Here is a 24,198-nt window from a genome sequence, read left to right as displayed (position 1 = left end):
TGTGGAGTAAATACAAAAACGGCTGAAAGAATCAGCCATTTTTAAAATTATGCGCAATATTAACTAATTACAGAATCAACTAGCTTTTTAGCTTCTTTTTCTAGCAAGGCTAAGTGCTCTTCACCTTTAAAAGATTCTAAATAAATTTTATAGATATCTTCTGTACCCGATGGACGTGCTGCAAACCAACCGTTTTCAGTCACAACCTTAAGGCCGCCAATAGCAGCATTATTACCTGGCGCGTGCGTTAATTTTTGTAAAATTGGCTCACCTGCTAATGTATCCGCAGTGACATCTTGCGCACTTAATGCTTTTAAACGCTGTTTCTGTTGTGCCGTTGCTGGTGCATCAATACGCTTATATAAAGGCGCACCAAATTCTTGCTCAAGCTCTTTATAAAGTGCTGATGGCGTTTTACCTGTCACAGCTATAATTTCAGCAGCAAGTAAGCCCATGATAAAACCGTCTTTATCTGTATTCCATACCGTGCCGTCTAAACGTAAAAACGACGCCCCTGCACTTTCTTCACCACCAAATGCGAGTGATCCTTCGTTTAGGCCCTCTACAAACCATTTGAAGCCAACAGGCACTTCTTTGACTTGACGATTATTACGTTCGACTACGCGATCAATCATCGCACTTGACACTAACGTTTTGCCGATTTGAACATCACTAGACCAATTACGGTGATTAAGTAAATAATCTATCGCAACGGCTAAGAAATGGTTTGGATTCATTAAACCATCAGGGGTCACAATGCCATGTCGGTCATAATCAGGATCGTTACCAATACCAAGGTCGAATTCATCTTTTAACGCAATTAAATTTGTCATTGCATAAGGAGAAGAGCAATCCATGCGAATTTTGCCATCTTTATCTAGCGGCATAAAAGCAAAACGCGGATCAACACTTTCATTCACGACTGTTAGGTCTAAATTAAATTTCTCTGCAATTATTGGCCAAAAGTTAATCCCTGAACCACCAAGTGGATCAATGCCAACTTTCACTTTTGCTTGAGCAATTTTAGCAACATCAACTACATTGACTAAATCGGCAATATACGGTGTCATCAAATCTTGGTACTTTATAAATCCCGAACGAGATGCTTTAGCAAACGGGAATAATTCAACCTCAACTAAGTCTTCTAATAACAACTTATTGGCTCTGTCTTCAATCCATTTGGTTACGTCGGTATCTGCCGGACCGCCATTAGGTGGATTATATTTGAATCCGCCATCTTCAGGTGGATTGTGTGAAGGCGTCACCACAATGCCATCAGCTAATTCGTGAGGGTGGGCTTTATTATGACAAACTACCGCATGACTGATCACTGGTGTCGGTGTGTAATCATCATTTTCTTGAGTAATTACTTGAACTTCGTTAGCAACTAATACTTCAATTGCAGAGTTATAAGCGGCTTCACTTAGGGCATGGGTATCTTTACCTAAAAAAAGCGGACCAAAGATATTGTTTTGTTTTCTGTAATCGCAAATTGCTTGGGTAACAGCAAGGATATGTGATTCATTAAATTTCACATCGTAAGAGCAACCACGATGCCCTGATGTACCAAACGCAACACATTGCTCTGGATTTTGTTCTAAATCTGGCTCATTTAAATAATAAGCCGACACTAATTTTGGTACGTTTACTAAATCAGATTGAGTTGCAGCTTTACCTGCACCTGGATGAATCGCCATTACATTTCCTTATTTGTTATAAGTAATCTCTAATTTGTTCTGCTTGTTCGGCATTATAACCCAAGCCAAGCGCCACTTCGTGCAACATCATTTTCTTTCGTGTTGTATTTGAATTTGTCATGACCCAATATTCACTGTCCGTGATATTTTTTGGATTCATGCTGCTTCCACTATTTACTAAATCTTCTTTACTAGTAGCAAAATAGACACGGTCACGGCCTTGAACATCAAGGACTGCTGAAAAATCGTCTTTGTGTGTGCGGTGTAGTGCAGACAGAATAAATAAAAACCGTCCAACTACGCCCTTTTGCATCGCGAGCTCTTCTTTATTGAGTACATTAAAGACACTAGCGTTTTTTTGCTTCATTTTTGTGACTGGCTTTGTTGGGGTGTCTTCTGTTGTTGCCTGTGCGGCGGTAGTATCACTTTGCGATGTAGCATCTACCTCTGCGTGGTCCTGCTCAACGTTGTCAGTTGTTTGTTCAATATCGCCGTTAAGGTTTAATAAACGACGTAAAATAGTTGATGCACTTTCGCCAATACTTTGCGTATTACTCGCAATGTATTGATACAACTCGTCGTCTATGTCAATTTTTTTCATGTTATTCCTGTCGTTACGGGTCATATTTTTTCATTCAGCTTGATTATACCCAAAGCTGATTTAATTCTCTATGTTTTGCAATTTGTTATTTCACTAGGCAAACTAAGCACACTTTTATTGGAGACCACAATGCTATTAAATTATAAACAATCGGGCCAAGGTTTGCCTGTTATTCTTATACATGGTCTATTCGGCTCACTTGAAAACCTGAACGTCATTGCCAACTCATTGGCTGAAAATTTTCTCGTCATCAACGTAGACTTGCGTAACCATGGACGCTCAGCACACAGCGAAACCATGGACTATGCCAGTATGAGCCAAGATATCATAGAGCTTATGCAGTATTTAAATATAGATAAAGCACATTTTATTGGTCACTCGATGGGCGGAAAAGTCGCTATGCAAGTGGCTCATTTATATCCTGAAAAAGTCAGCCGTTTAGTCGTTCTCGATATCGCACCTGTTGCCTATCAAGCACGTCATACAAGTATTTTTAAAGCCCTTAATAATGTTGCTAATCAAGCCATTAATGATAGAAAACACGCTGATACTGTTATGCAAGAAGATATTAGCGAACTTGGCGTACGCCAGTTTTTACTTAAAAGCTTAGCTAAAAATGAACAAGGTACTTTTGCTTGGCGATTCAATTTAGCAGCTTTGAACAATAAATATGAAAATATTTTATCAGATATTAAAGCAAATGATTCTTGTTTATGCGATACTTTGTTTATTAAGGGTAATGACTCTGATTACATATTGCCTCAATATAAAGAAGCAATTATGGCTCGCTTTAAAAATGCGAAGGCAAAAATTATTCACGGCGCAGGCCACTGGCTTCATGCACAAAAGCCTCAAGCCGTGAATAAAGCGATCAGTGATTTTTTACTTGCCGACTAGGCCAAATTTAATCACGTGTTTTTGATCAAGCACACTAAATTATTACGATTTAGTGTGCTATAGTACGCGCCGTTTAATTTAAAGGTTATACGTTGATGGTCAGTCAGTTAATTAACGAATTTGATACCCTTGGGTTGTATTTTGGCTTAGCCGGTGTGTTCTTTTTTATCGGTATGGCTATTCAAGATGTACTAAAACGTGGCAATGTGCCTAAATTTGGTCGTTATATAGTATGGCTTGTACTCTTTTTAGGCTGTTCTGGTTTTATTGCTAAAGGGCTTATTCAAGTTTTTTGGCAAGGCGCAGGTGTAGGGTAACTAACCATGGCTAAATCAGAAACAGACAGAACAACGCTCGATTTATTTGAATACGAAAAACGCCCAGGCAGGCCTAAAACGAACCCCCTTCCACGGGACATTCAGTTAAAGGTAAATAAACGTAATCAAATAAAAAGAGATAAGGCACGTGGTTTAAAACGTGTTGAATTTAAAGTTTCATCTCAGCTTTATCAGGCGTTAAGTGATATGGCCGATGCACAAAATATTAGCCGCAGTGCACTGATTGAAACGATTTTACAAGAAAGATTGGCTATTGATAGATAAAAGGTTTTAAATTCATGGCAAGTGTAGGTATTTTTTTCGGTAGTGATACAGGTAACACAGAACACGTAGCTAAAATGATCCAAAAAGAATTGGGTAAAAAGCTTGTGGCTGTTCATGATATTGCGAAAAGCTCAAAAGAAGAGATCGCAGAATTTGATTTAATCTTATTTGGCATCCCTACCTGGTATTATGGTGAAGCGCAATGTGACTGGGATGACTTTTTCCCTGAACTTGAAGAGATAGACTTTGATGGCAAACTTGTGGCTATTTTTGGCTGTGGTGACCAAGAAGACTACGCTGAGTACTTCTTAGACGCGATGGGTATGATTAACGATATTGTCACTGAACGTGGTGCTATCGTTGTTGGTCATTGGTCAACAGAAGGCTATGACTTTGAAGCATCTAAAGGCATGGCTGATGATAACCACTTTGTTGGTTTAGGAATTGACGAAGACCGTCAACCAGAGCTGACAGAGCAACGTGTTAAAGCATGGTCTGCCCAAGTGTATGAAGAAATGTGCTTGAGCGAACTTGCTGACTAACAAGCTTAAAAAGCGTCAAATGACGCTTTTTAATTATGCTTTTGTTTAGCAATTAAGCTTTCAGATACTTTATTGAAATTGATCTTTGCACTTGAGCGTTTAGCACGTTATTCTAAGCGTTGCTAATGTGTCGTGCACATCTTTTTTAAGGTGTACTAGTATAACCAAATTAAAATTGAGACAGATTTAATGACTGATCACAACTTGGAATTAAAAAAAGCCGGTTTAAAGGTAACTTTACCGCGTATTAAAATTTTAGAGATATTGCAATCTCCAGATAACCAACACATCAGCGCTGAAGATGTTTACAAAATTCTTTTGGATCTAGGCGAAGAAATTGGTCTTGCTACGGTTTACCGTGTTTTGAACCAATTTGATGATGCAGGTATTGTTTCTCGTCACCACTTTGAAGGTGGTAAGTCAGTATTTGAATTATCTGGCAGCACTCACCACGACCACCTTGTTTGCTTGAAGTGCGGCAAAGTTGTTGAGTTTGAAGATGACTTAATTGAACGACGTCAGGTTGAAATCTCTGAAGCAAATGGTATTAAGCTAACTAACCATTCTCTTTACCTTTACGGCGAGTGTACTGACACTGAGGCCTGTAAAGCTTTTGCTGACAGCCAATAATTTAGCTTTATAAATAATAAAAAAAACCTGCTTAAGCAGGTTTTTTTGTGTCTATTACGTTTAGAGCAGAATTACTTCTGCTCTATTTTAGCCCATGAATCACGAAGACCCACAGTTTGATTAAACACTAAGGTTTCAGACTTAGTATCGCGGCTAAAGTAACCTGTTCGCTCAAACTGAAAACCTTGCGCTGGCGTAGCGTTTGCGAGTGATGGCTCAAGCTTTGCATTAGGTAAAACAACTAGAGATTCTGGATTTAGTGTAGTTGCAAAATCTTCAGCCGCAGCTGGGTTTGGCACACTAAATAAACGGTCATATAAACGTACTTCAGCTGTCACTGCTTCAGTTGCGCTAACCCAGTGGATCACACCTTTAACTTTACGCCCATCACTTGGATTTTTCCCTAGTGTTTCAGGATCATAGCTACAATATATAGCAGTGATTTCACCATTTTCATCTTTTTCAACGCGGTTCGCTTTGATCACATAAGCACCGCGTAAACGCACTTCTTTATCAAGTACTAAACGTTTAAATTTATTGTTGGCTTCTTCACGGAAGTCTTCGCGTTCAATATAAAGCTCACGTGTGAAAGGCACGTCACGACGACCCATTTCTTCCTTATTTGGGTGATTAGCAACAGATAATATCTCTTGCTCACCATCAAAGTTTTCGATAACAACTTTCACAGGATCGAGTACAGCCATTGCACGAGGCGCGTTTTCATTTAAATCTTCACGAATACAGGCTTCAAGCATGCCCATCTCAACCATGTTTTCTTGCTTAGTTACACCAATTCGCAAACAAAACTCGCGAATAGACGCTGGTGTATAACCACGGCGACGAAGACCGGCAATTGTCGGCATACGTGGATCGTCCCAGCCTTCTACGTGCCCATTTACCACTAAGTCATTTAACTTACGCTTAGACATAATGGTGTATTCAAGGTTTAATCGTGAAAACTCAATTTGCTGTGGATGACATTCAAGGCTGATGTTATCAAGTACCCAGTCATATAGACGGCGGTTGTCTTGGAACTCTAACGTACACAAAGAATGAGTAATACCTTCAAGCGCATCTGAAATACAATGCGTGAAATCATACATTGGGTAAATACACCACTTATCAGCAGTTTGATGGTGATGCGCAAAACGAACACGATAAATAATTGGATCGCGAAGCACCATAAATGAGCTTGCCATATCAATTTTAGCGCGTAATACACATTCACCCTCTTTAAACTCACCATTACGCATTTTTTCAAATAACGCGAGGTTTTCTTGCGGTGATGTATCGCGAGTTGGGCTATTTTTACCAGGCTCTTTTAATGTGCCACGGTATTCACGGGCTTGATCTGCCGTTAAAAAACACACATAAGCCAAGCCTTTTTCAATTAACTCAACCGCATAACCATATAGGGCATCAAAATAGTTAGATGAATAATTGATTTCACCATCCCATTGAAAGCCTAACCACTGCACGTCTTCTTTTATTGAATTTACATAGTTGATGTCTTCTTTTTCTGGGTTAGTATCATCAAAACGTAAATTACAAAGACCGTTATAATCTTGTGCGATACCAAAATTTAAACAGATCGATTTTGCATGGCCAATATGTAAGAAACCATTAGGCTCTGGTGGAAAACGCGTATGCGTGGTCGCATGCTTTCCTGATGCTAAATCTTCATCAATACGGGTTCTAATAAAATTACTTGGGCGATTCTCAATTTCCGCCATAGGAGTACAATCCTCACATAAGTGCATGGTTACAAAACTACTGCATTATTACAAAAACAACCGTTAACATACAGTAAAACATGTGGGTTTATTACATATATACCCAAGCAACCTCACAAAGTGACACAGGGTTTAAAAATTGGGCTATAAATTGTTCTAGCGCAATAAAAAAGTCATTCAAACAAGTTAAAGTGGCGCCATTAACGAAACAATATTAGGGAATAAATATGGCTTCATTATCGCAACATCGCGTGTACATACCAACGAGTGCACGAGCAAATCAATACATACTTGCTGAATTTAAACCAAGCAATAAACTCTACTCACAGTTTGAAACGCCGCGGCAATGCTATGAGCGAATCGCAAGGCAGCTATTTGCTCTGTGTGATGAATATGAGCTGCACAATGTTCATCTAATAGCCAACGATAAATTACCTGTTGTTAGATTTCACGAAGAATCCTATTGTTTACAAACAAATAAGCAAATATTGTTTTTCTATAACCCTCGTTATCACGAAGCGCATAAGTGTTTTTATGACACTGAGCAAGCAAGTACAAAAATTCGCCTACTATTTTTAGCAACCGGTGATGATTTACGTGCTAACAGTGCTATTTTTCATAATAATGTGAAGAAGGTATTAGACACTTTGCAAGAAAGTATTCTTGATGGCGAGGAGCAATTTAAACTGCGTGACCATCAGCATTTAACTTACGATCTATTTGCTAAAGCGAAAGGTCACAAAGAAAGCTACGGCTACAAACTGCGAGGCTTATATCAACGCTACCAAAGTCGTCATTGTAGTTTACCCGAACACCATAATGAAATGACCTACGCGACCTTTAAAATTCCTGTGACTCGCACCATTAAAACCCAGTTTCAACATTTACTGAACAAGGGAAACTACACCGAGTTTTATGAGCATTTCTACAATGAGTTTATAAGCCAGTGCGAAGCTAAACAATTAAATATTGCCGCTATGGTGGCTAATGGCAGTATACCCATAATTCGAAACAGTAAGATTGACAAAAATGACAGTAACAGTGAACTACAAAAGTTAAGCTTTTCGACCAATGAACAAACCTGCCAGTTCAATCATTACTTTTTAGAGAACAAGCTTGTTGAAACAATGCATTTTATAATTGTGGCCAATGAAAACGATGAACAAGGCGTAGGTCATGGGCGTTTTATGAATAAAGTAGAAAGTGTCATTCGTAATATGGTTGAGCCTCTTGCGATTAATAAAGAGCGTCAAGATATCACTGTGCGTTTCTTTCAACATATCAGCTATTATCAATAGCAAATAATTCATAAAGCAGTTTTGCTTCACCCATAAAAAAACCCCAAATAGTTGGGGTTTTTCTGCAAACTTATTTGGCTTAATTATTACGTTGCGCGTCTTTTTGTGCCTTTTTAGCTTCTTTACGCTTTTGTAATACAGCCTGAGCTTCATTACCTATATGCCCTTCCCCGCGCGCTTGAGCTAATTCAATTTGCTTTTGACGTTCAGCAAAACGCGCACGTTGTTCATCGGTCACATCATCAATACAGTGATGGCACGATACCCCTTCCATATACTCAGATTTTAGCTTTTCTTCTTCAGTGATTGGCATACGACACGCATGACATTGATCGTATGAGCCTTTTTGTAAATCATGATCAACCGCAACGCGATTATCAAAAACAAAGCATTCACCTTGCCACATGGTCTCTTCTTTTGGCACTTCTTCAAGATACTTTAAGATGCCACCTTCAAGGTGGTATACATCATCAAACCCTTGCTCTTTCATATACGCGGTTGATTTTTCACAGCGAATACCACCAGTGCAAAACATGGCTACTTTTTTATGTTTTGTTGGATCGAGGTTTTCTTTTGCCCATTGTGGGAATTCACGAAATGTTTTTGTATTTGGATCGACTGCGTTTTCAAACGTGCCAATTTCAATTTCATAATCATTACGGGTATCAACAAGGATAACCTCAGGATCTGAAATTAGCGCATTCCAGTCTTTTGGTTTAACGTAACTGCCAACCACTTTAAGTGGGTCGACCCCTTCAACACCCATAGTGACAATTTCTTTTTTTAATTTCACTTTGGTACGGTAAAACGGGCATTCATCATCATAAGACTCTTTAGACACGATATTGTCTAAATTAGGCTGGCTATCAAGCCAAGCAAGTAGATTATCAATGCCTTCACGTTTAGCTGCAACTGTACCATTAATACCTTCGGCAGCAATTAACAACGTACCACGTACATCGTTTTTCTCCATTACATCAAGCAAAGGTTGGCGAAGGTCTTCATATTCAGGTAGGGCAACAAATTTATACAGTGCACACACAACAAAGTGCGCGCTAGTGACATTATCTTTATGAATGGCTGTCATGAGCGTTCCTAATTTTGCTTTTTGATAACCGAATCGTAAATCCGGCGCATTGGGGCGCATATTTTACGCTTTTTCAAATTAAATGCAAAAAAACTAATGATTAACGGGTTTTTACTGTGAGCAATCACCTTGACTGAGCTATAATAGCGGCCAGATTTATGAAGATTTAAATTACTCATTTGGAGATAGACACTTTGCACTTTACTGATCTTGGCATCGATAACCGCCTTGAAACTCAACTTGCGCACCAAGGCATTACTAAGCCTACAGATATTCAGGCTCACGCTGTGCCGACAGCATTGGCTGGCCATGATATTTTTGCTCAATCTAAAACTGGTTCAGGTAAAACATTAGCGTTTTTATTACCTGCCGTTCAGCGTGTCATGAAGCAAAAAGCGCTCAGTAAACGTGACCCACGCGTTTTAATTGTCGCTCCAACTCGCGAGCTTGCCACCCAAGTTTTTACTCAACTTAGGTTACTTATTGCTGGTACCAACATAAAAGCGGTAAAAATACTCGGTGGTGAAAACTTTAATGACCAAATAAAAGCGCTAAGAAATGACCCGCATTTTGTTATTGCTACCCCTGGCCGTTTAGCTGATCACCTAACCCAACGTTCATTGCAGTTAAGTGGTTTAGAGTTATTAATTTTCGATGAAGCAGATCGGATACTTGATTTAGGCTTCACTGAACAATTAAAAATGATTAATGATTTGGCCGACCACCGTTTACGCCAAACATTATTGTTTTCGGCCACGCTTGATCACGCCCAAGTTGATGCGCTATCGCGTAATTTACTTAAAAAGCCTAAAAAAATAATGCTAAGTGCCGCAAATGAGCAGCATTCTGATATCAAACAGAGCTTATATTTAGCTGATCACTTAGATCACAAAGAAGCGCTATTAGAGCACTTTGTTAAACAAGAAGACGTAGGCCAATGCATTATTTTTACCGCGACACGTGCAGACACAGCTAGATTAAGTGAGCTTTTAAATAGTAAAGGACTAAAAACACAAGCGCTTGCTGGCGATTTAACACAAAGTAAACGCCTTGAAATCATGGATGCCTTCAGCCGAGAAAACTTCAAAGTCCTTATTACCACGGATGTTGCCTCGCGTGGCTTAGATTTATTAAGCGTAACCCATGTAATTAATTTTGATTTACCCAAACATGCAGAAGAATACGTTCATCGTATTGGTCGCACAGGTCGCGCCGGATTCAAAGGCACAGCTATCTCATTGGTCGGTCCTAAAGATTGGCCTAGTTATAAGGCCATTAAGTCATTTTTAAATGATGAATTAGAATTTCACACTGTTGAAGGGCTAACGGGTAAATTTAAAGGCCTACGGGATAAAAAACCGCAAATACAGAACAAAGTAAACGATAAAGTAAAACCAAAAGCTAAAGCTGCACCTAAGCGCAAAGCTAAGCCTAAAAAACCTCAAGCACCAATAAAAGCACCATTAAATATTGATGGTGATGCACCAATGCGCCGTCGTAAAAAGCCAGAGCAGGAATAATTATGAGTTACCTTGGTACAACCCAAACCTTATTTGTTAACGAAGTCAGTAATGAAGGTGCTTACCTTGATGGCCACGATTTAGGCGAAGTTTTTTTACCTAGTCATGAAATTAAACATGAGCTTGAAGCCGGCGATAGCATTAGTGTTTTTATCTTTTTAGATAATGCTAATTTACCGACAGCAACAACTAAAAAACCACACGCACAAGTGGGTGAATACGCCCTACTGCGTGTTAAAGAAATTAATAGCATCGGCGCTTTCTTAGATTGGGGTTTAGACAAAGATGTACTTGCCCCGTTTAATGAACAAAAGCCTCGTATGCAAGAAGGCCACTCCTACTTAGTACGCCTTTACTTAGATAACGCAAGCTCACGTATTTGTGCGTCTAGCAACTTTAATCGTTTTCTATCAAAAGATGAACCACAATACACTACCCTTCAGGAAGTGAATTTAATTGTTGCTGGCAAAACAGATATCGGCTACAAAGTATTGATCGAAGAAGCACATTTTGGTGTGGTTTTTTATAATATGGTATTTAAAAACCTGTTTGTTGGTCAAAAGCTCAAAGGCTTTATTCAGAAAGTTCGTGAAGATGGCAAAATAGACGTCATACTTGAAAAGCCAGGTATGGGGAAAGTCAGTGAGCTGGGTGAAAAAATCATGCAAAAGCTAAAAGACGAAGGCGGTGTTTTAGCAATTGGTGATAAGTCAGACCCTGAACTTATTAAAAAAGTCTTCTCTACCAGCAAAGCAAACTACAAAAAAGCCATTGGCGGTTTGTTTAAGCAAGGTTTAATTGATATTGAAGCTAAGTCTATTAGGCTTAAGTAAGCGGTCAGCGGTAATTTAAAATGATATAGAAAAGAGTAAAGTGAAAGCTTTGCTCTTTTTGTTTTATACGCTCCAATGGCAACTATGAGCGAACAGTGGTCATGGATCAAGATTCAAATTTTAGCCATTTTAATTACTTGTTTACAAAAGTAACTATTGGTGAAATTATCAGGGTATGTATATACGCTGTTTTGGTGCGTTATAAACAACCAAAATGGCGTTCAATAAAATTGTTAAAGTTTTAAGTTAGTCAGCACCTAAATAGGGAAATTATGTACATTAGAAAAGTTATTAGTTTTGAGGGTTCTTGGACGCAATTAGATAAACATATAAGCCAATTTAACGATATAAAGAGCTTTATTAGCCAAGTTACATTAGAAAATATCCGTAAAACTCCTGACCGCTTTAGGAACGAAATTAATGACGAGATTAACCCTAGGAAACTATTTGGTTGCTGGGAAGAAATAATAAAAAATTCAGAATGGGTTTCATCTCGTAGCTACTTAGCGGATGACCGTAATAACAGAAAATATTATGGCTATCTTGGAGATTGCTTAAAAGATATATCAGTAAGGTTTATTACACATAGAGATTTGGTAAACCGTTGGTTATTTAGTACAACGCCTATAGCTTATAAAAACTCCGTGATTAATATACCTGTTGCCGTAATGTTAACTACAGACGCTGAAGAAGCTATTCACGGAGATAAGCGAAGAAGCATGATGTCTGCAAATTTTGAAAAAACAGTTGAAGAATTGCAAGCACTAGCACCTTTATCTCAATCACACCCTTTTGTAATTATCGGTGTTTCTTTTGATGATGGAGCACTTGAAGTTATAGATATTGAATCTGAACTCGGAATTGCTGAAAAACAGGTAGTAATAAACCGCTCTATAGAATTTCCGCCTGAGTTCCATAGTGCTGGAATTGGTATTTTAAGTTATTTTGGTACAGTTCTTCGAGAAAAATATCCAGATCAAGAGGCAAAAGTAAAGATTGAACAAGATGGACATATGGTTCGAATGGTTATTGAAACCGAAGATGGAAATAAAGAAATAATTGAAAAGGCATTGCAAGAATATGAACTAGTTGTTACAGGAGAAAAACCTCCTGAAGCCTTCTACGATAATGCTTTAAAGGTTATAGAGTTGAAAACTGAATTACGTGTCGCTTATACAAAAATAGAAGCGCAAAGAGACCTTCTAATTCATAAAGGGCAGGAATTATCTACATTAAAAAGCCTTTTCGAAAACTCTTTATCAAGGCCAAACGAACAACCTTTAAGTTTAAATTTTTCACCGGTGATAAATGTTACTACCACTCAAACAAATACCACTGTAATTAACAATGATATTCTTGATGTTGCAGATGAAATTAAATCATTAATATCTAAAAGTGGAGATGATTCTGGAACTGAATTAAGGCTATTAGATTTAAATAGCTCTATCGAAAATATTGATGCAACAAGTTCTCCAGAAGAAGTTAAAAATTCGGTAGGCCTTACCAAATTAAAGAGGCTTATTGACGATGCATTAAATACTGGCAGCGACTTGAATGACTTCTTTGAGAAAATATCAGGAGGAGTCGACAAACTTAAAGGCTTAGCTTTTAAATACAATTCGATAGCTGAGTGGTGTGGTGCTCCTCAAATCCCATCGGCTTTCTTAAAATAAAACTCTAATCGGGTAGCCGGAGGTCTCTAACCTCCAGCCCCCACACCACCCATCATGCGCTTTTTATTAACAGGAAGTGCAACGGGCGGTTCATCTCCCGTAATGAATATTGATCCAAATATCTCTCAATGATGCTAAACCTTGTGAAGCTAGATAGTCATTGCCTAGCGCAATGTTAATTCCTTTTGTTTTTGAGCTTCGACAAGGGCCTTCGCTTCCAAGCGCCTACTTTTGGTACTGGTGATACCACAGGCTATGGCAAGTCGTTCACTGACCCCTAATTTCATTAAACTGCGTACTTTATAAAGAGCGCCATTGTCGCCAGTAGCAAATTCTTATCCTTCAGCGTATCCAGTGATCTAAATCCACCGTTAGGTGATAAGCATTGGCTATTAGGTAGTAGTGTCGTCAGGCGCGCAAATACTTTTGAGCCTAGAACCTGTTTCACTCTTAAGCGCAGCGTCTCTTAACCTCTTTGTGAATCATTTACTAAATTTTTTGCACAAATAAAAGTGGGAAATGGGTTCGTGTCTTGCCTTTTGCCACTTTGTGTTTTGAATCACCGCAACTGACATATTCAGTCTATTTATCACCAAATGATTAAGTTTGAATACCTACAAACAAAAAGAGCAAAGTAAATACTTTGCTCTTAGAAGTAATAGTAAAAATAACGTTTGTTTATTTTAACGAGTCATTAATTTCTTTAAGAACCGCGACAGGATCTGCGGATTGTGTGATCGGGCGACCAACAACTAGGTAATCACTGCCATCATCAATGGCTTGTTTTGGCGTCATAATGCGCTTTTGGTCGCCAGCATCACTGCCTGCTGGGCGAATACCTGGGGTTACAAGTTTAAAATCTTCACCTAGCTCTGCTTTTAATTGCTTGGCTTCTTGTGCTGAGCACACTACCCCGTCAAGGCCTGACTCTTTTGCAAGCTTGGCTAAATAGATTACTTGTTCCGCAGGTGTTTTCTCGACACCTAATCGTTTAAGTTCAGCTTCATCCATACTTGTTAATACAGTGACCGCAATTAATAATGGTGCTTTATCACCAAACTGCTCAAGCGCTTGTTTAGCTTTCTTCATCATTTCTACGCCACCGCTGGCGTGAACATTAACCATCCATACACCCATTTTAGCCGCGGCAGTAACCGCTTTTGCTACCGTGTTAGGAATATCATGGAATTTTAAATCTAGAAAAACATCAAACCCTAGATCAATGAGCTCTTTTACAAACGCCGGCCCAAAATAGGTAAACATTTCTTTGCCTACTTTTAATCTGCAACTATCTGGAGAAAGTTGTTTTACAAAATTTAAGGCTGTTTGCTGATCATCGTAATCAAGGGCGATAAGAACTTTTTTTGATTGTTCGAGAGACATAACTTTCCTAACAAGAATGAAAATATAAGTAAAATTAAAAACCGTCTATGCCACGGCTTGGCACTATGGTTTCCCAGTGCTTACACGAAGGACACACCCAATAAATAGTGTGGCTAGTAAAACCGCAGTGTTGGCACTGAAAATCGGGTTTAGTTGCAATATAGGACGTAACCAAGTTATCAATTTGGTCTAGCACTTCTTTAATATCATGATTTTGCTTAGCTAATAACTGTAATAAAAAACTAAAACCACGAATTGTCGGCTGGCGTTTTAAACTATCCGTTAAAAACTTAATTGCTTGTTCTGTATGCCCTTGCTCTAATAAAGCTTGGCAATGCTTTATTTTTATTAAAACGCCACCTTTATCAAGTAGTTGTACTAGTAGCTCGTGAAATTGGTGGGTTAAATTTAACTGACTGTAACTATGCGCTAAATCGTCAATAAATAGTGGAGCGAAAAATGTAAAGTTTGTAATTAGTTCGCGCCAATAGTAAATGGCTTTTACGTAATCTTCTTTAGCAAAAGCTGACTTTCCAAGCTCGAATAATGGCCTCATGGCTTTTTGGTTTAAGCTAATTGCTTTTCGCATTATCTGCGGGTCGTTTTCAAGCAATGCAGCTTCACAGTAAAAATTAGCAATCGCTTTAAAATGTTGAGGTTTTGAAAATAAATCGCTATGGGCTTCAAACATATTAATGCCTTTTTCCCACTCACGTGTTTGTGAATACAAGGTAAGGATAGGCTCGAGCGCTTCACTTTGATTCGCTTTAACCAGCCATACTAAATGCTCTTCTGCACCATCTAAAAGTCCAGCCATAATATAGTCTTCAGCAAGCTCTAGACGACTAGAGGCTGCTTGCTGTTCATTGAGGCTAGGATGCTTTAACAAAAGTTCATGGATTTTAATTGCACGGTCTAACTCACCACGGCGACGAAACATGGTCGCAAGTGTTGAATAATGCTCTACAGAGTCCGCTGCAACTTCTAACAGATTAATGAGGTGTTCAAGGCCTTGATCTTCTTCTCTATCGAGCAAGAATTTTAAACCTTTACTGTATTCTGAGGTGATCTGACGGTTTAATTGATGAGCTTGGTTTTTAGCACTGTTTTTACCCATGATCCAGCCATAACCAGCCGCAACAGGTAAAAGTAAAAACAAAAGCTCAATCATAGTTAGGTGTCTTTATTGGCAACAAGCTTATTATTATTTTTTTCAGGCGCTAATTTTTTTTTCAAACGATAATTTTGCCACTTCAATTGTGAAAACAATTTAAAGCTAATAAAACAACCAATTGCGACACCTAAAGCAAAGCAGATACTAATTATCATTGCTAAGGGTAATGTATTACTAGCAATAATATAATTAATTTGTACCAACTGTGGATTCTGTGAACCAAGTACAAATGCAAAAATTAAGCATATTGCTACCAAGATTACTTTTAATACCCGAAACAAGTAACTACTCCTGCTGGTAACTAGGCAATGCTCGCGTTAACGCGATCTCTAAGCTCTTTACCTGGTTTAAAATGAGGTACATGTTTACCGTCTAATTCAACCGTATCACCTGTTTTAGGGTTGCGGCCAGTGCGCGGTGAACGAAAATGCAATGAGAAACTACCAAAGCCACGGATCTCAATACGATCTGAGCTTGATAATGAGCCGGCCATTTGTTCAAGAATTTCTTTAACAGCATTTTCAACATCTTTCACAGGTACGTGTGCATGTTGCTCGGCAAGTTGTTCTATCAATTCTGACTTAGTCATAGCGTTTCCTTAAAAAGAGATAAAGGAAGGGCAACACTGCCCTTCCAATTATTAAGACTGATTAATTAGTCTTTTTGTGCATTTGCGAATGCAGCAGCCATTGCGTTTTCGAACACTGGCTCTTCTTTCTTAAGCTTTTCTAGTACTTCTTTCTCTTCTGCTTCGAAAAGAGCTTTAACTGAAAGGCTTAAAGTGCGGTTCTTACGATCAACACCAACATATTTCACTTCAACTTCGTCGCCTACAGAAACAACAGTAGTTGCATCTTCAACGCGCTCTTGTGCGATATCAGCTACACGGATGTAACCTTCAACGCCTTCGATAAGTTCAACAGTTGCGCCTTTCGCATCAACTTCTGTCACTTTACCTTTAACAATAGCACCTTTTTTGTTTGCATCAAGGTAGTTATTGAATGGGTCAGCTTCGATTTGCTTAACACCTAGAGAGATACGTTCACGCTCTGGGTCAACTTGCAATACGATAGCAGTGATTTCGTCGCCTTTCTTGAATTCACGTACAGCGTCTTCGCCAGGTGTGTTCCAAGAAATGTCTGAAAGGTGTACAAGACCATCAATACCACCGTCAAGACCGATAAAGATACCGAAGTCAGTGATTGATTTGATCTTACCAGTAACTTGGTCGCCTTTGTTTTGAAGACGAGCAAATTCTTGCCAAGGATTAGCAATACATTGCTTAAGACCAAGAGAAATACGACGACGCTCTTCGTCGATTTCAAGAACCATAACTTCAACAGTGTCGCCAAGGCTAACAACTTTTGAAGGATGGATGTTCTTGTTAGTCCAATCCATTTCAGAAACGTGTACTAGACCTTCAACGCCTTCTTCGATTTCTACGAAGCAACCGTAATCTGTAAGGTTAGTTACACGGCCAGAAAGTTTAGAACCTTCTGGGTAACGACCAGCGATAGCTGCCCATGGATCTTCGCCAAGCTGTTTAAGGCCTAGAGATACACGAGTTTTCTCTTTGTCGAATTTAAGAACTTTAACTGCGATTTCGTCGCCAACATTAACGATTTCTGAAGGGTGCTTAACACGCTTCCACGCCATATCAGTGATGTGTAGTAGACCATCAACACCACCAAGGTCAACGAATGCACCGTAGTCAGTAAGGTTCTTAACGATACCTTTAACTTCTTGACCTTCAACAAGGTTAGCAAGAAGCTCTTCACGTTCTTGTGAGTTTTCAGATTCGATAACTGCACGACGTGAAACAACAACGTTGTTACGTTTTTGGTCAAGCTTGATTACTTTGAATTCAAGCTCTTTGCCTTCAAGGTGAGTTGTGTCACGTACTGGACGAACATCAACAAGTGAACCAGGTAGGAAAGCACGGATTGAATCAACTTCAACTGTGAAACCGCCTTTAACTTTACCGTTGATAACACCAGTAACAGTTTCTTGCTCTTCACATGCTTTCTCAAGACGGATCCACGCTTCGTGACGCTTCGCTTTCTCACGAGAAAGGATAGTTTCACCGAAACCGTCTTCGATTGCATCTAGTGCAACATCTACTTCGTCGCCAACTGCAACTTCTAGTTCACCAGCAGCATTTTTGAATTGCTCTGCAGGGATAGCACTTTCTGATTTAAGACCAGCATCTACAAGTACAATGTTATTCTCGATAGAGATTACTGTACCTTTAACAATAGAGCCTTGCTCTGCTTCAAAACCCTTTAGGCTTTCTTCAAATAACTGCGCAAAATTTTCTGACATACGAATATACGTCTCATATATTTAATACCAATAAGCAACCATGCTGCATGGGGTTGTTAAAATAGCACTGGCATCCTGCTGGCGCATGTAAAAATGTGTTTACTTTCTGCTAGGAAGTTTACCTTCAGAAACCGCAGCATCCAATAAAGTCATAACTTTATCAAACACTTGCTGTGCATTGAGCTCACTTGTATCAAGTTCAATAGCATCTTCTGCTGGTACAAGCGGCGCAACTTCACGATTCATATCGCGTTCGTCACGAGCTTGAATATCTTCTAATAGACCACTTAGTGTAACATCAAGACCGCGTTCATTCAACTCAACATAACGTCTACGGGCGCGTTCTTGTGCACTGGCAGTTAAATAAATTTTTAATGGTGCATCTGGGAATACTACAGTCCCCATATCACGACCATCCGCAATTAAGCCACTTTCGGTTCGAAAAGCACGCTGACGACGAAGTAGTGCTTCTCTCACTCGTGGTAAAGCCGCTACTTTTGATGCAGCAGCACCAACTTCTTCATTACGAATAGTGGTTGATACATCTTCGCCTTCAAGAATAACCTTTCCAGCATTGGTTTGACTATCAACTAAAAACTGCACATCCAGATTGGCAGCTAAAGGCACCAATGCCTCTTCGTTGTCCAATGCAATTTGATGATGAAGTGCCGCCAGTGATAACACACGATAAATCGCGCCACTGTCTAAAACATCCCATCCTAATTTATCGGCTAACAAGCGACAAACAGTTCCTTTACCTGAACCACTTGGGCCATCAACGGTGATTACGGGCATTAATAACGCCTGCATTTAAAACCTCCTGCAATGCACACCAAAATAAAACCGCCGTATTATACGCCAGATATTAAAATAGATCCGCTTTTTGTACGCAAGTTTTTATTTTTACGTATTGTAACTATTTACTTACAGACGCTAGTACATTGAAAAACGTTGGAAAAGTTTTATAGGTACATTTAGGATCGTTAATTGTGATTGCTTGACCACCCACTGCCACCATGGCAAAGCACATGGCTATTCTATGGTCATCATAAGTGTCTATGGCCACATCGTTGAATTTAGTTGGTGGCGTTATTTCAATAAAATCTTGACCTTCAACAACCTCAGCCCCCACTTTACGTAGCTCAGTGGCCATGGCATACAATCTATCAGTTTCTTTTACTCGCCAATTATATATATTTCGAATAGCAGTCGGCCCATCGGCAAATAATGCAACGGTGGCAAGAGTCATGGCCGCATCAGGAATTGCATTAGCATCAATGTCGACCCCTTTCAATTGGCCTTTACGCACGACTAATCGCTCATCATACCAATCAATTTGTGCGCCAACCTGCTCCATTACTTTGGCAAAACCAATATCACCTTGAACTGATTTAGCACCCACTCCTTTAATTTCAATTTCACCACCTGCAATAGCCGCTGCGGCAACAAAATATGATGCAGATGAAGCATCACCCTCTACCATAATTCGCTCTACGGCTTGATATTGTTGTGAGCCTTTAACTTTAAAAGATTGATAATTATCATGGCTAACATCAACACCAAAACGCGCCATCACGTCTAAAGTAATGTCGATATATGGTTTTGACACTAAAGTGCCTTTAATTGTGATTGTGGTATCGCCATTAAATAGTGGTGCAGCCATTAATAGAGCTGTTAAAAATTGACTTGAAATACTGCCATCAATTTCAACATTGCCACCATTAATTTGACCACCGGTGATTTTAAGGGGCGGATAATCTAAATGCTTTAAGTATTTGATTTCACCACCGAGCGCTTGTAATGCATCAACCAAATGGCCAATTGGGCGCTCTTCCATACGCGGCTCGCCAATTAACTCATACTCACCCTGCACAGCCGCTAGCACGGCTGTTAGAGGTCGATATGCTGTACCTGCGTTACCTAAAAACAAAGGTTCACTTGGCGTTAAAAACTGCCCACCAACGCCTTGTACGGTAGCCACGGTTTTATCTTCATTAAGTTCAACATTAACCCCTAATAATTTAAGGGCGCCAAGCATGTGACGAATATCGTCGCTATCAAGTAAGTTTTCAACAACGGTGGTGCCTTGTGCAAGAGCAGCCAGTAATAATATTCTATTAGATAAACTCTTAGAGCCTGGGAGGGTAACAGTGCCATTTACTGATGATATTGGCTCAAGTCGTAACTGTTCCATTAACTGTTCTCCTGAGCAAATTTAGCCATAAAATCAACCAGCGCTTTTACACCTGCAAGGGGCATTGCATTATAAATACTCGCGCGCATACCACCAACAATTCTATGCCCTTCCAATGCAAGTAAACCCGCGGCTTTAGCTTGAGCTAAAAATTGCTCATTTAAACTTTCGTCATTTAACCAAAATGGTACATTCATGCGAGAGCGGCAATGCTTGGCTACTTTATTATTATAAAATGGCGACTCGTCAATAAAATTATATAACAGCTCGGCTTTTGCTATATTTTGCTGCTCCATGGCTTTAACACCACCGTTTTGCTCAAGCCATTCAAATACTTCAGCGGCTAGGTACCAAGCAAACGTTGGCGGCGTGTTATACATGCTGCCTTGTTTAACTTCCAGGGCATAATCAAAAATCCCCGGCTTTGGTAGGCCTTGGCGTTCAAGCAAACTTTTACGAATGATGACTATTGCAAGCCCTGAAGGGCCGATATTCTTTTGTGCACCGGCATAAATTAGGTCAAACTGGTTCACATCAAATTCGCGAGACAGAATTGTTGATGACATATCAGCGACAATAGGCGCTGTTGGGTGGCTTGGCACATCAAACACTTCAATACCATCAATGGTTTCATTTGGGCAGTAATGAATATATGAAGGATCCTTTGGAAACGACCATTCACTCACTGGCTTAATCGAAAACTGTTCGTTTGTATCATTACGAACATCAAGCTCTTCAACTTGCGTAAACTTTAATGCCTCTGCTACAGCGCCTTTAGACCACACACCATTTTCACAATAAACAGCGGCTTTATCATCCAAATGCAAATTTAAAGGAACAGCTGCAAATTGACCACGGCCACCACCGTGCATAAACAGTACTTCAAACTCATCGCTAATATTCATTAATCGGCGCAAGCTTGCTTCGCATTTTTCAGTTAATGCTAAAAATTCTTTACTACGGTGACTAATTTCCATCACCGAGACACCTAAGTTTTGCCAATCGACAAATTCTTTTTGTGCTTTTTCCATCACAGCTGGCGGTAGCATTGCTGGACCCGCACAAAAATTATATATACTCATTACCTTTCCTCATTCCAGTAATTACCTTTTTTATTTATAAATAAAAAAAGCGGCCGAAGCCGCTTTTTAATGGTCAATGTTATTCAACCGGTGGATTATCACCTGCTTCTTCATTTACCGTTTCGACTATTTCTTCACTCTCGCCTTCGATAGCGTCAAGCTCATCGATTTCGATCTCTTCGATACGTTGTAAACCAACTACTTGCTCTTCGTCAATAGTTCTTATCAAAATAACACCTTGAGTATTACGCCCAACGGTAGAAACTTCGTTTACACGAGTTCGAACAAGCGTACCACGATTAGATATAATCATGATTTCGTCATTGTCGTCTACTTGTACAGCGCCAACAACAGCACCGTTACGCTCACTCACTTTAATCGATACAACACCTTGTGTTGCACGACTCTTAGATGGGTAATCTTCAAGTAATGTACGCTTACCGTAACCATTTTCAGTCACTGTTAAAATAGCACCATCAGTCTTAGGCACAATCAAGGATACAACACGTTGCTCATCGGCCATCTTGATACCACGAACACCCGTTGCGGTACGGCCCATTGGGCGCACACCTTTAAAGCGGATTTCAGGGTTACCATCTTCATCAAGCACAGGGTTACCATTTTCATCAACAACAGCTGTCTCTTCGGCTTCTTTAAAGCGTACAACTTTACCCGCATCAGTAAAGAGCATGATTTCGTTGCTGCCGTCGGTGATATCAACACCGATTAAGCTATCGCCTTCATTAAGATTTACCGCGATGATACCGCTAGCACGTTGACGGCTGTATGCAGTCAATGGTGTTTTCTTCACTGTACCAAATGCCGTTGCCATGAAGATGTATTTATCTTCTTCGTATTCACGTACCGGTAAGATAGCAGTAATACGCTCATCAGCTTCAAGTGGTAGCAAGTTAACAATTGGCTTACCACGTGCCGCACGACTCGCTAGCGGTAATTGATACACTTTAAGCCAATACAAGCGTCCTGCTGTTGAGAAACACAAAATAGTATCGTGGGTGTTCGCAACCAATAAACGCTCGATGAAGTCTTCATCTTTCATCTTGGTTGCTGATTTACCTTTACCACCACGTCGCTGCGCTTCGTAATCTGATAATGGTTGATACTTCACATACCCTTCGTGAGACAAGGTAACAACAACATCTTCTTCATTGATCAAGTCTTCAAGACTAATATCGTGTGCTGCGGCGTTAATTTCTGTACGACGCTCATCACCGTATTGGTCTTTAATTTCAACCAATTCGTCACGAATAACTTCCATTAAACGCTCTGGTGATGCCAAGATATGTAATAACTCAGCAATTAAATCTAACAACGTTTGGTATTCGTTTAAGATTTTTTCATGTTCAAGACCTGTTAGCTTGTGTAAGCGTAGATCTAGAATTGCTTGAGCTTGCTGCTCAGAAATATAATATTGACCGTCACGGATACCTAAGTCATCTGCTAACCAATCAGGGCGTGCAACGTTTGCTTCACCTGCTTTTTCAAGCATCGACTTAACGTTACCTAACTCCCAAGGGCGTGCTGTTAATGCGGCTTTCGCTTCTGCTGGTGTCGGTGATTTACGAATTAATTCGATAATCGGGTCGATATTCGCAAGCGCGATAGCTAAACCTTCAAGGGTGTGAGCACGGTCACGGGCTTTACGTAAGTCAAACACGGTACGACGCGTAACCACTTCACGGCGGTGAATGATAAACGCTTCAAGCATTTCTTTTAAGTTAAAGCATTTAGGCTGGTTATTGATCAAAGCAACCATGTTCATACCAAACACTGTTTGAAGCTGTGTTTGTGCATATAGGTTATTAAGTATAACTTCGCCTACATCACCACGTTTGATCTCGATAACGATACGCATACCGTCTTTATCTGATTCATCACGTAATGCGCTGATACCTTCGATTTTCTTATCTTTTACAAGCTCAGCAATTTTTTCAATCAAACGCGCTTTGTTTACTTGATAAGGAATTTCATGAACGATGATGGTCTCACGACCTGACTTTTCGTCCACTTCAATTTCAGCACGAGCACGAATATACACTTTACCACGGCCGGTTAAATAAGCTTGTTCAATGCCTTTTTTACCGTTAATGATTGCCGCAGTTGGGAAATCAGGACCAGGAATGTATTCAATTAACTCATGAATAGTTAAATCTGGGTTTTGTATTAAAGCCAAACAGCCATTAATAACCTCAGATAAGTTGTGTGGCGGTATATTTGTTGCCATACCAACGGCAATACCTGATGAACCATTCACTAATAGGTTAGGAACTTTCGTTGGTAACACATCTGGGATTTGCTCAGTACCATCATAGTTAGGTACAAAGTCTACGGTCTCTTTCTCAAGATCGGCTAATAATTCATGCGACATTTTTGCCATACGTACTTCGGTATAACGCATTGCTGCCGCTGAGTCACCATCAACAGAACCAAAGTTACCTTGGCCGTCTACTAACATATAACGTAAAGAGAATGGCTGGGCCATACGGACTATGGTGTCATAAACCGCACTGTCGCCATGGGGATGGTATTTACCAATTACGTCACCGACAACACGTGCCGATTTTTTATATGGTTTATTCCAATCATTACTAAGCTCGTTCATTGCAAACAAAACGCGGCGGTGAACTGGCTTTAAACCATCACGCACGTCAGGCAATGCACGTCCAACAATTACGCTCATCGCGTAATCTAGATAGGACGTTTTTAACTCGTCTTCAATATTGACTGGCAGAATTTCATTGGCGAGATCAGTCATTTGATATCACATTCCTTCAGTATTAACTCACAAAGTGCCGTTTTAAAGGCGCTATAGAGTATTTGTTGTTATTAAACGTATTCTAATAGACCATGCTACCACAATTAATTTAGATTTACAGGCGCTAAATCTTTGCGATTTATTAATTTAGCCC

22 protein-coding genes are annotated in these 24,198 nt (G+C 39.6%); 9 read left to right on the top strand and 13 right to left on the bottom strand.

What is annotated here, in order from left to right:
- Window positions 1-59: 59 nt before the first annotated feature.
- Window positions 60-1,697, bottom strand: coding sequence for a phosphoglucomutase (alpha-D-glucose-1,6-bisphosphate-dependent) (gene pgm / locus QMA12_RS03620; RefSeq protein WP_087532183.1), 1,638 nt, complete (start codon window positions 1,695-1,697; stop codon window positions 60-62).
- Window positions 1,698-1,713: 16 nt separating this feature from the next.
- The gene (gene seqA, locus QMA12_RS03615; RefSeq protein ID WP_087532184.1) at window positions 1,714-2,298 is read right to left on the bottom strand and encodes a replication initiation negative regulator SeqA; all 585 of its coding nucleotides are present in this window, start codon (window positions 2,296-2,298) and stop codon (window positions 1,714-1,716) included.
- 129 nt (window positions 2,299-2,427) lie between these two features.
- Here seqA and QMA12_RS03610 point away from each other — a divergent pair, with 129 nt between their 5' ends.
- The 5 genes from QMA12_RS03610 to fur all read left to right on the top strand — a co-directional run bounded on the left by QMA12_RS03610 (window position 2,428) and on the right by fur (window position 4,969).
- Window positions 2,428-3,195, top strand: coding sequence for an alpha/beta fold hydrolase (locus QMA12_RS03610; RefSeq protein WP_087532185.1), 768 nt, complete (start codon window positions 2,428-2,430; stop codon window positions 3,193-3,195).
- Window positions 3,196-3,290: 95 nt separating this feature from the next.
- On the top strand, window positions 3,291-3,512 hold the full coding sequence (locus QMA12_RS03605; RefSeq protein ID WP_064666161.1) for a DUF2788 domain-containing protein: 222 nt from the start codon (window positions 3,291-3,293) through the stop codon (window positions 3,510-3,512).
- A 6-nt stretch (window positions 3,513-3,518) separates the two neighbouring features.
- Window positions 3,519-3,797: a LexA regulated protein gene (gene ybfE, locus QMA12_RS03600; protein WP_058558703.1), complete on the top strand. Its 279-nt coding sequence runs from the start codon at window positions 3,519-3,521 to the stop codon at window positions 3,795-3,797.
- A 14-nt stretch (window positions 3,798-3,811) separates the two neighbouring features.
- The gene (gene fldA / locus QMA12_RS03595; RefSeq protein ID WP_087532186.1) at window positions 3,812-4,339 is read left to right on the top strand and encodes a flavodoxin FldA; all 528 of its coding nucleotides are present in this window, start codon (window positions 3,812-3,814) and stop codon (window positions 4,337-4,339) included.
- A gap of 189 nt (window positions 4,340-4,528) precedes the next feature.
- The gene (fur, locus tag QMA12_RS03590; protein WP_087532187.1) at window positions 4,529-4,969 is read left to right on the top strand and encodes a ferric iron uptake transcriptional regulator; all 441 of its coding nucleotides are present in this window, start codon (window positions 4,529-4,531) and stop codon (window positions 4,967-4,969) included.
- A gap of 71 nt (window positions 4,970-5,040) precedes the next feature.
- Here fur and glnS read toward each other — a convergent pair whose 3' ends face one another.
- Complete coding sequence (gene glnS / locus QMA12_RS03585) at window positions 5,041-6,702, bottom strand: glutamine--tRNA ligase (RefSeq protein WP_290208472.1); 1,662 nt, start codon at window positions 6,700-6,702, stop codon at window positions 5,041-5,043.
- Between the two features lie 227 nt (window positions 6,703-6,929).
- Here glnS and QMA12_RS03580 point away from each other — a divergent pair, with 227 nt between their 5' ends.
- Window positions 6,930-8,000 carry a DUF3083 family protein gene (locus QMA12_RS03580; protein ID WP_290208473.1) on the top strand — a complete coding sequence of 357 codons (1,071 nt, stop codon included), beginning with the start codon at window positions 6,930-6,932 and terminating at the stop codon, window positions 7,998-8,000.
- A 79-nt stretch (window positions 8,001-8,079) separates the two neighbouring features.
- Here QMA12_RS03580 and QMA12_RS03575 read toward each other — a convergent pair whose 3' ends face one another.
- Window positions 8,080-9,087, bottom strand: a complete 1,008-nt coding sequence (locus QMA12_RS03575; protein ID WP_290208474.1) for a rhodanese-related sulfurtransferase — start codon at window positions 9,085-9,087, stop codon at window positions 8,080-8,082.
- A gap of 194 nt (window positions 9,088-9,281) precedes the next feature.
- Here QMA12_RS03575 and QMA12_RS03570 point away from each other — a divergent pair, with 194 nt between their 5' ends.
- The 3 genes from QMA12_RS03570 (at window position 9,282) to QMA12_RS03560 (ending at window position 13,113) form a co-directional block, all read left to right on the top strand.
- The gene (locus tag QMA12_RS03570) at window positions 9,282-10,607 is read left to right on the top strand and encodes a DEAD/DEAH box helicase (protein WP_290208475.1); all 1,326 of its coding nucleotides are present in this window, start codon (window positions 9,282-9,284) and stop codon (window positions 10,605-10,607) included.
- A gap of 2 nt (window positions 10,608-10,609) precedes the next feature.
- Window positions 10,610-11,440, top strand: coding sequence for a S1-like domain-containing RNA-binding protein (locus QMA12_RS03565; RefSeq protein WP_290208476.1), 831 nt, complete (start codon window positions 10,610-10,612; stop codon window positions 11,438-11,440).
- A 272-nt stretch (window positions 11,441-11,712) separates the two neighbouring features.
- Window positions 11,713-13,113 (top strand): hypothetical protein, encoded by a 1,401-nt coding sequence (locus tag QMA12_RS03560; protein ID WP_290208477.1) that lies wholly within the window; start codon window positions 11,713-11,715, stop codon window positions 13,111-13,113.
- Between the two features lie 678 nt (window positions 13,114-13,791).
- Here the strand turns inward: QMA12_RS03560 and pyrF are convergent.
- The 9 genes from pyrF to gyrA all read right to left on the bottom strand — a co-directional run bounded on the left by pyrF (window position 13,792) and on the right by gyrA (window position 24,044).
- On the bottom strand, window positions 13,792-14,496 hold the full coding sequence (pyrF, locus tag QMA12_RS03555; RefSeq protein ID WP_290208478.1) for an orotidine-5'-phosphate decarboxylase: 705 nt from the start codon (window positions 14,494-14,496) through the stop codon (window positions 13,792-13,794).
- A 34-nt stretch (window positions 14,497-14,530) separates the two neighbouring features.
- On the bottom strand, window positions 14,531-15,667 hold the full coding sequence (gene lapB, locus QMA12_RS03550; protein ID WP_290208479.1) for a lipopolysaccharide assembly protein LapB: 1,137 nt from the start codon (window positions 15,665-15,667) through the stop codon (window positions 14,531-14,533).
- A 2-nt stretch (window positions 15,668-15,669) separates the two neighbouring features.
- On the bottom strand, window positions 15,670-15,951 hold the full coding sequence (locus tag QMA12_RS03545; RefSeq protein WP_087532198.1) for a LapA family protein: 282 nt from the start codon (window positions 15,949-15,951) through the stop codon (window positions 15,670-15,672).
- Window positions 15,952-15,971: 20 nt separating this feature from the next.
- Window positions 15,972-16,259 (bottom strand): integration host factor subunit beta, encoded by a 288-nt coding sequence (ihfB, locus tag QMA12_RS03540; protein WP_087532199.1) that lies wholly within the window; start codon window positions 16,257-16,259, stop codon window positions 15,972-15,974.
- 65 nt (window positions 16,260-16,324) lie between these two features.
- Complete coding sequence (rpsA, locus tag QMA12_RS03535) at window positions 16,325-17,992, bottom strand: 30S ribosomal protein S1 (RefSeq protein WP_087532200.1); 1,668 nt, start codon at window positions 17,990-17,992, stop codon at window positions 16,325-16,327.
- 99 nt (window positions 17,993-18,091) lie between these two features.
- On the bottom strand, window positions 18,092-18,802 hold the full coding sequence (cmk, locus tag QMA12_RS03530) for a (d)CMP kinase (protein ID WP_087532202.1): 711 nt from the start codon (window positions 18,800-18,802) through the stop codon (window positions 18,092-18,094).
- 106 nt (window positions 18,803-18,908) lie between these two features.
- Window positions 18,909-20,186 carry a 3-phosphoshikimate 1-carboxyvinyltransferase gene (gene aroA / locus QMA12_RS03525; RefSeq protein WP_290208481.1) on the bottom strand — a complete coding sequence of 426 codons (1,278 nt, stop codon included), beginning with the start codon at window positions 20,184-20,186 and terminating at the stop codon, window positions 18,909-18,911.
- Entirely contained in the window at window positions 20,186-21,268 is a 1,083-nt protein-coding gene (gene serC, locus QMA12_RS03520) for a 3-phosphoserine/phosphohydroxythreonine transaminase (RefSeq protein WP_087532204.1), read from the bottom strand. Before serC ends, aroA begins: the two co-directional genes overlap by 1 nt.
- Window positions 21,269-21,347: 79 nt before the next feature.
- Window positions 21,348-24,044, bottom strand: a complete 2,697-nt coding sequence (gene gyrA / locus QMA12_RS03515) for a DNA topoisomerase (ATP-hydrolyzing) subunit A (RefSeq protein WP_290208483.1) — start codon at window positions 24,042-24,044, stop codon at window positions 21,348-21,350.
- Between the last annotated feature and the right edge of the window lie 154 nt (window positions 24,045-24,198).

The sequence above is a fragment of the Pseudoalteromonas sp. APC 3893 genome, assembly GCF_030408095.1.
Classification (GTDB): Bacteria; Pseudomonadota; Gammaproteobacteria; order Enterobacterales; family Alteromonadaceae; genus Pseudoalteromonas.
The sequence above is the reverse complement of the archived record's forward strand: the minus strand, read 5'-3'. Positions and strand labels throughout refer to the sequence as shown.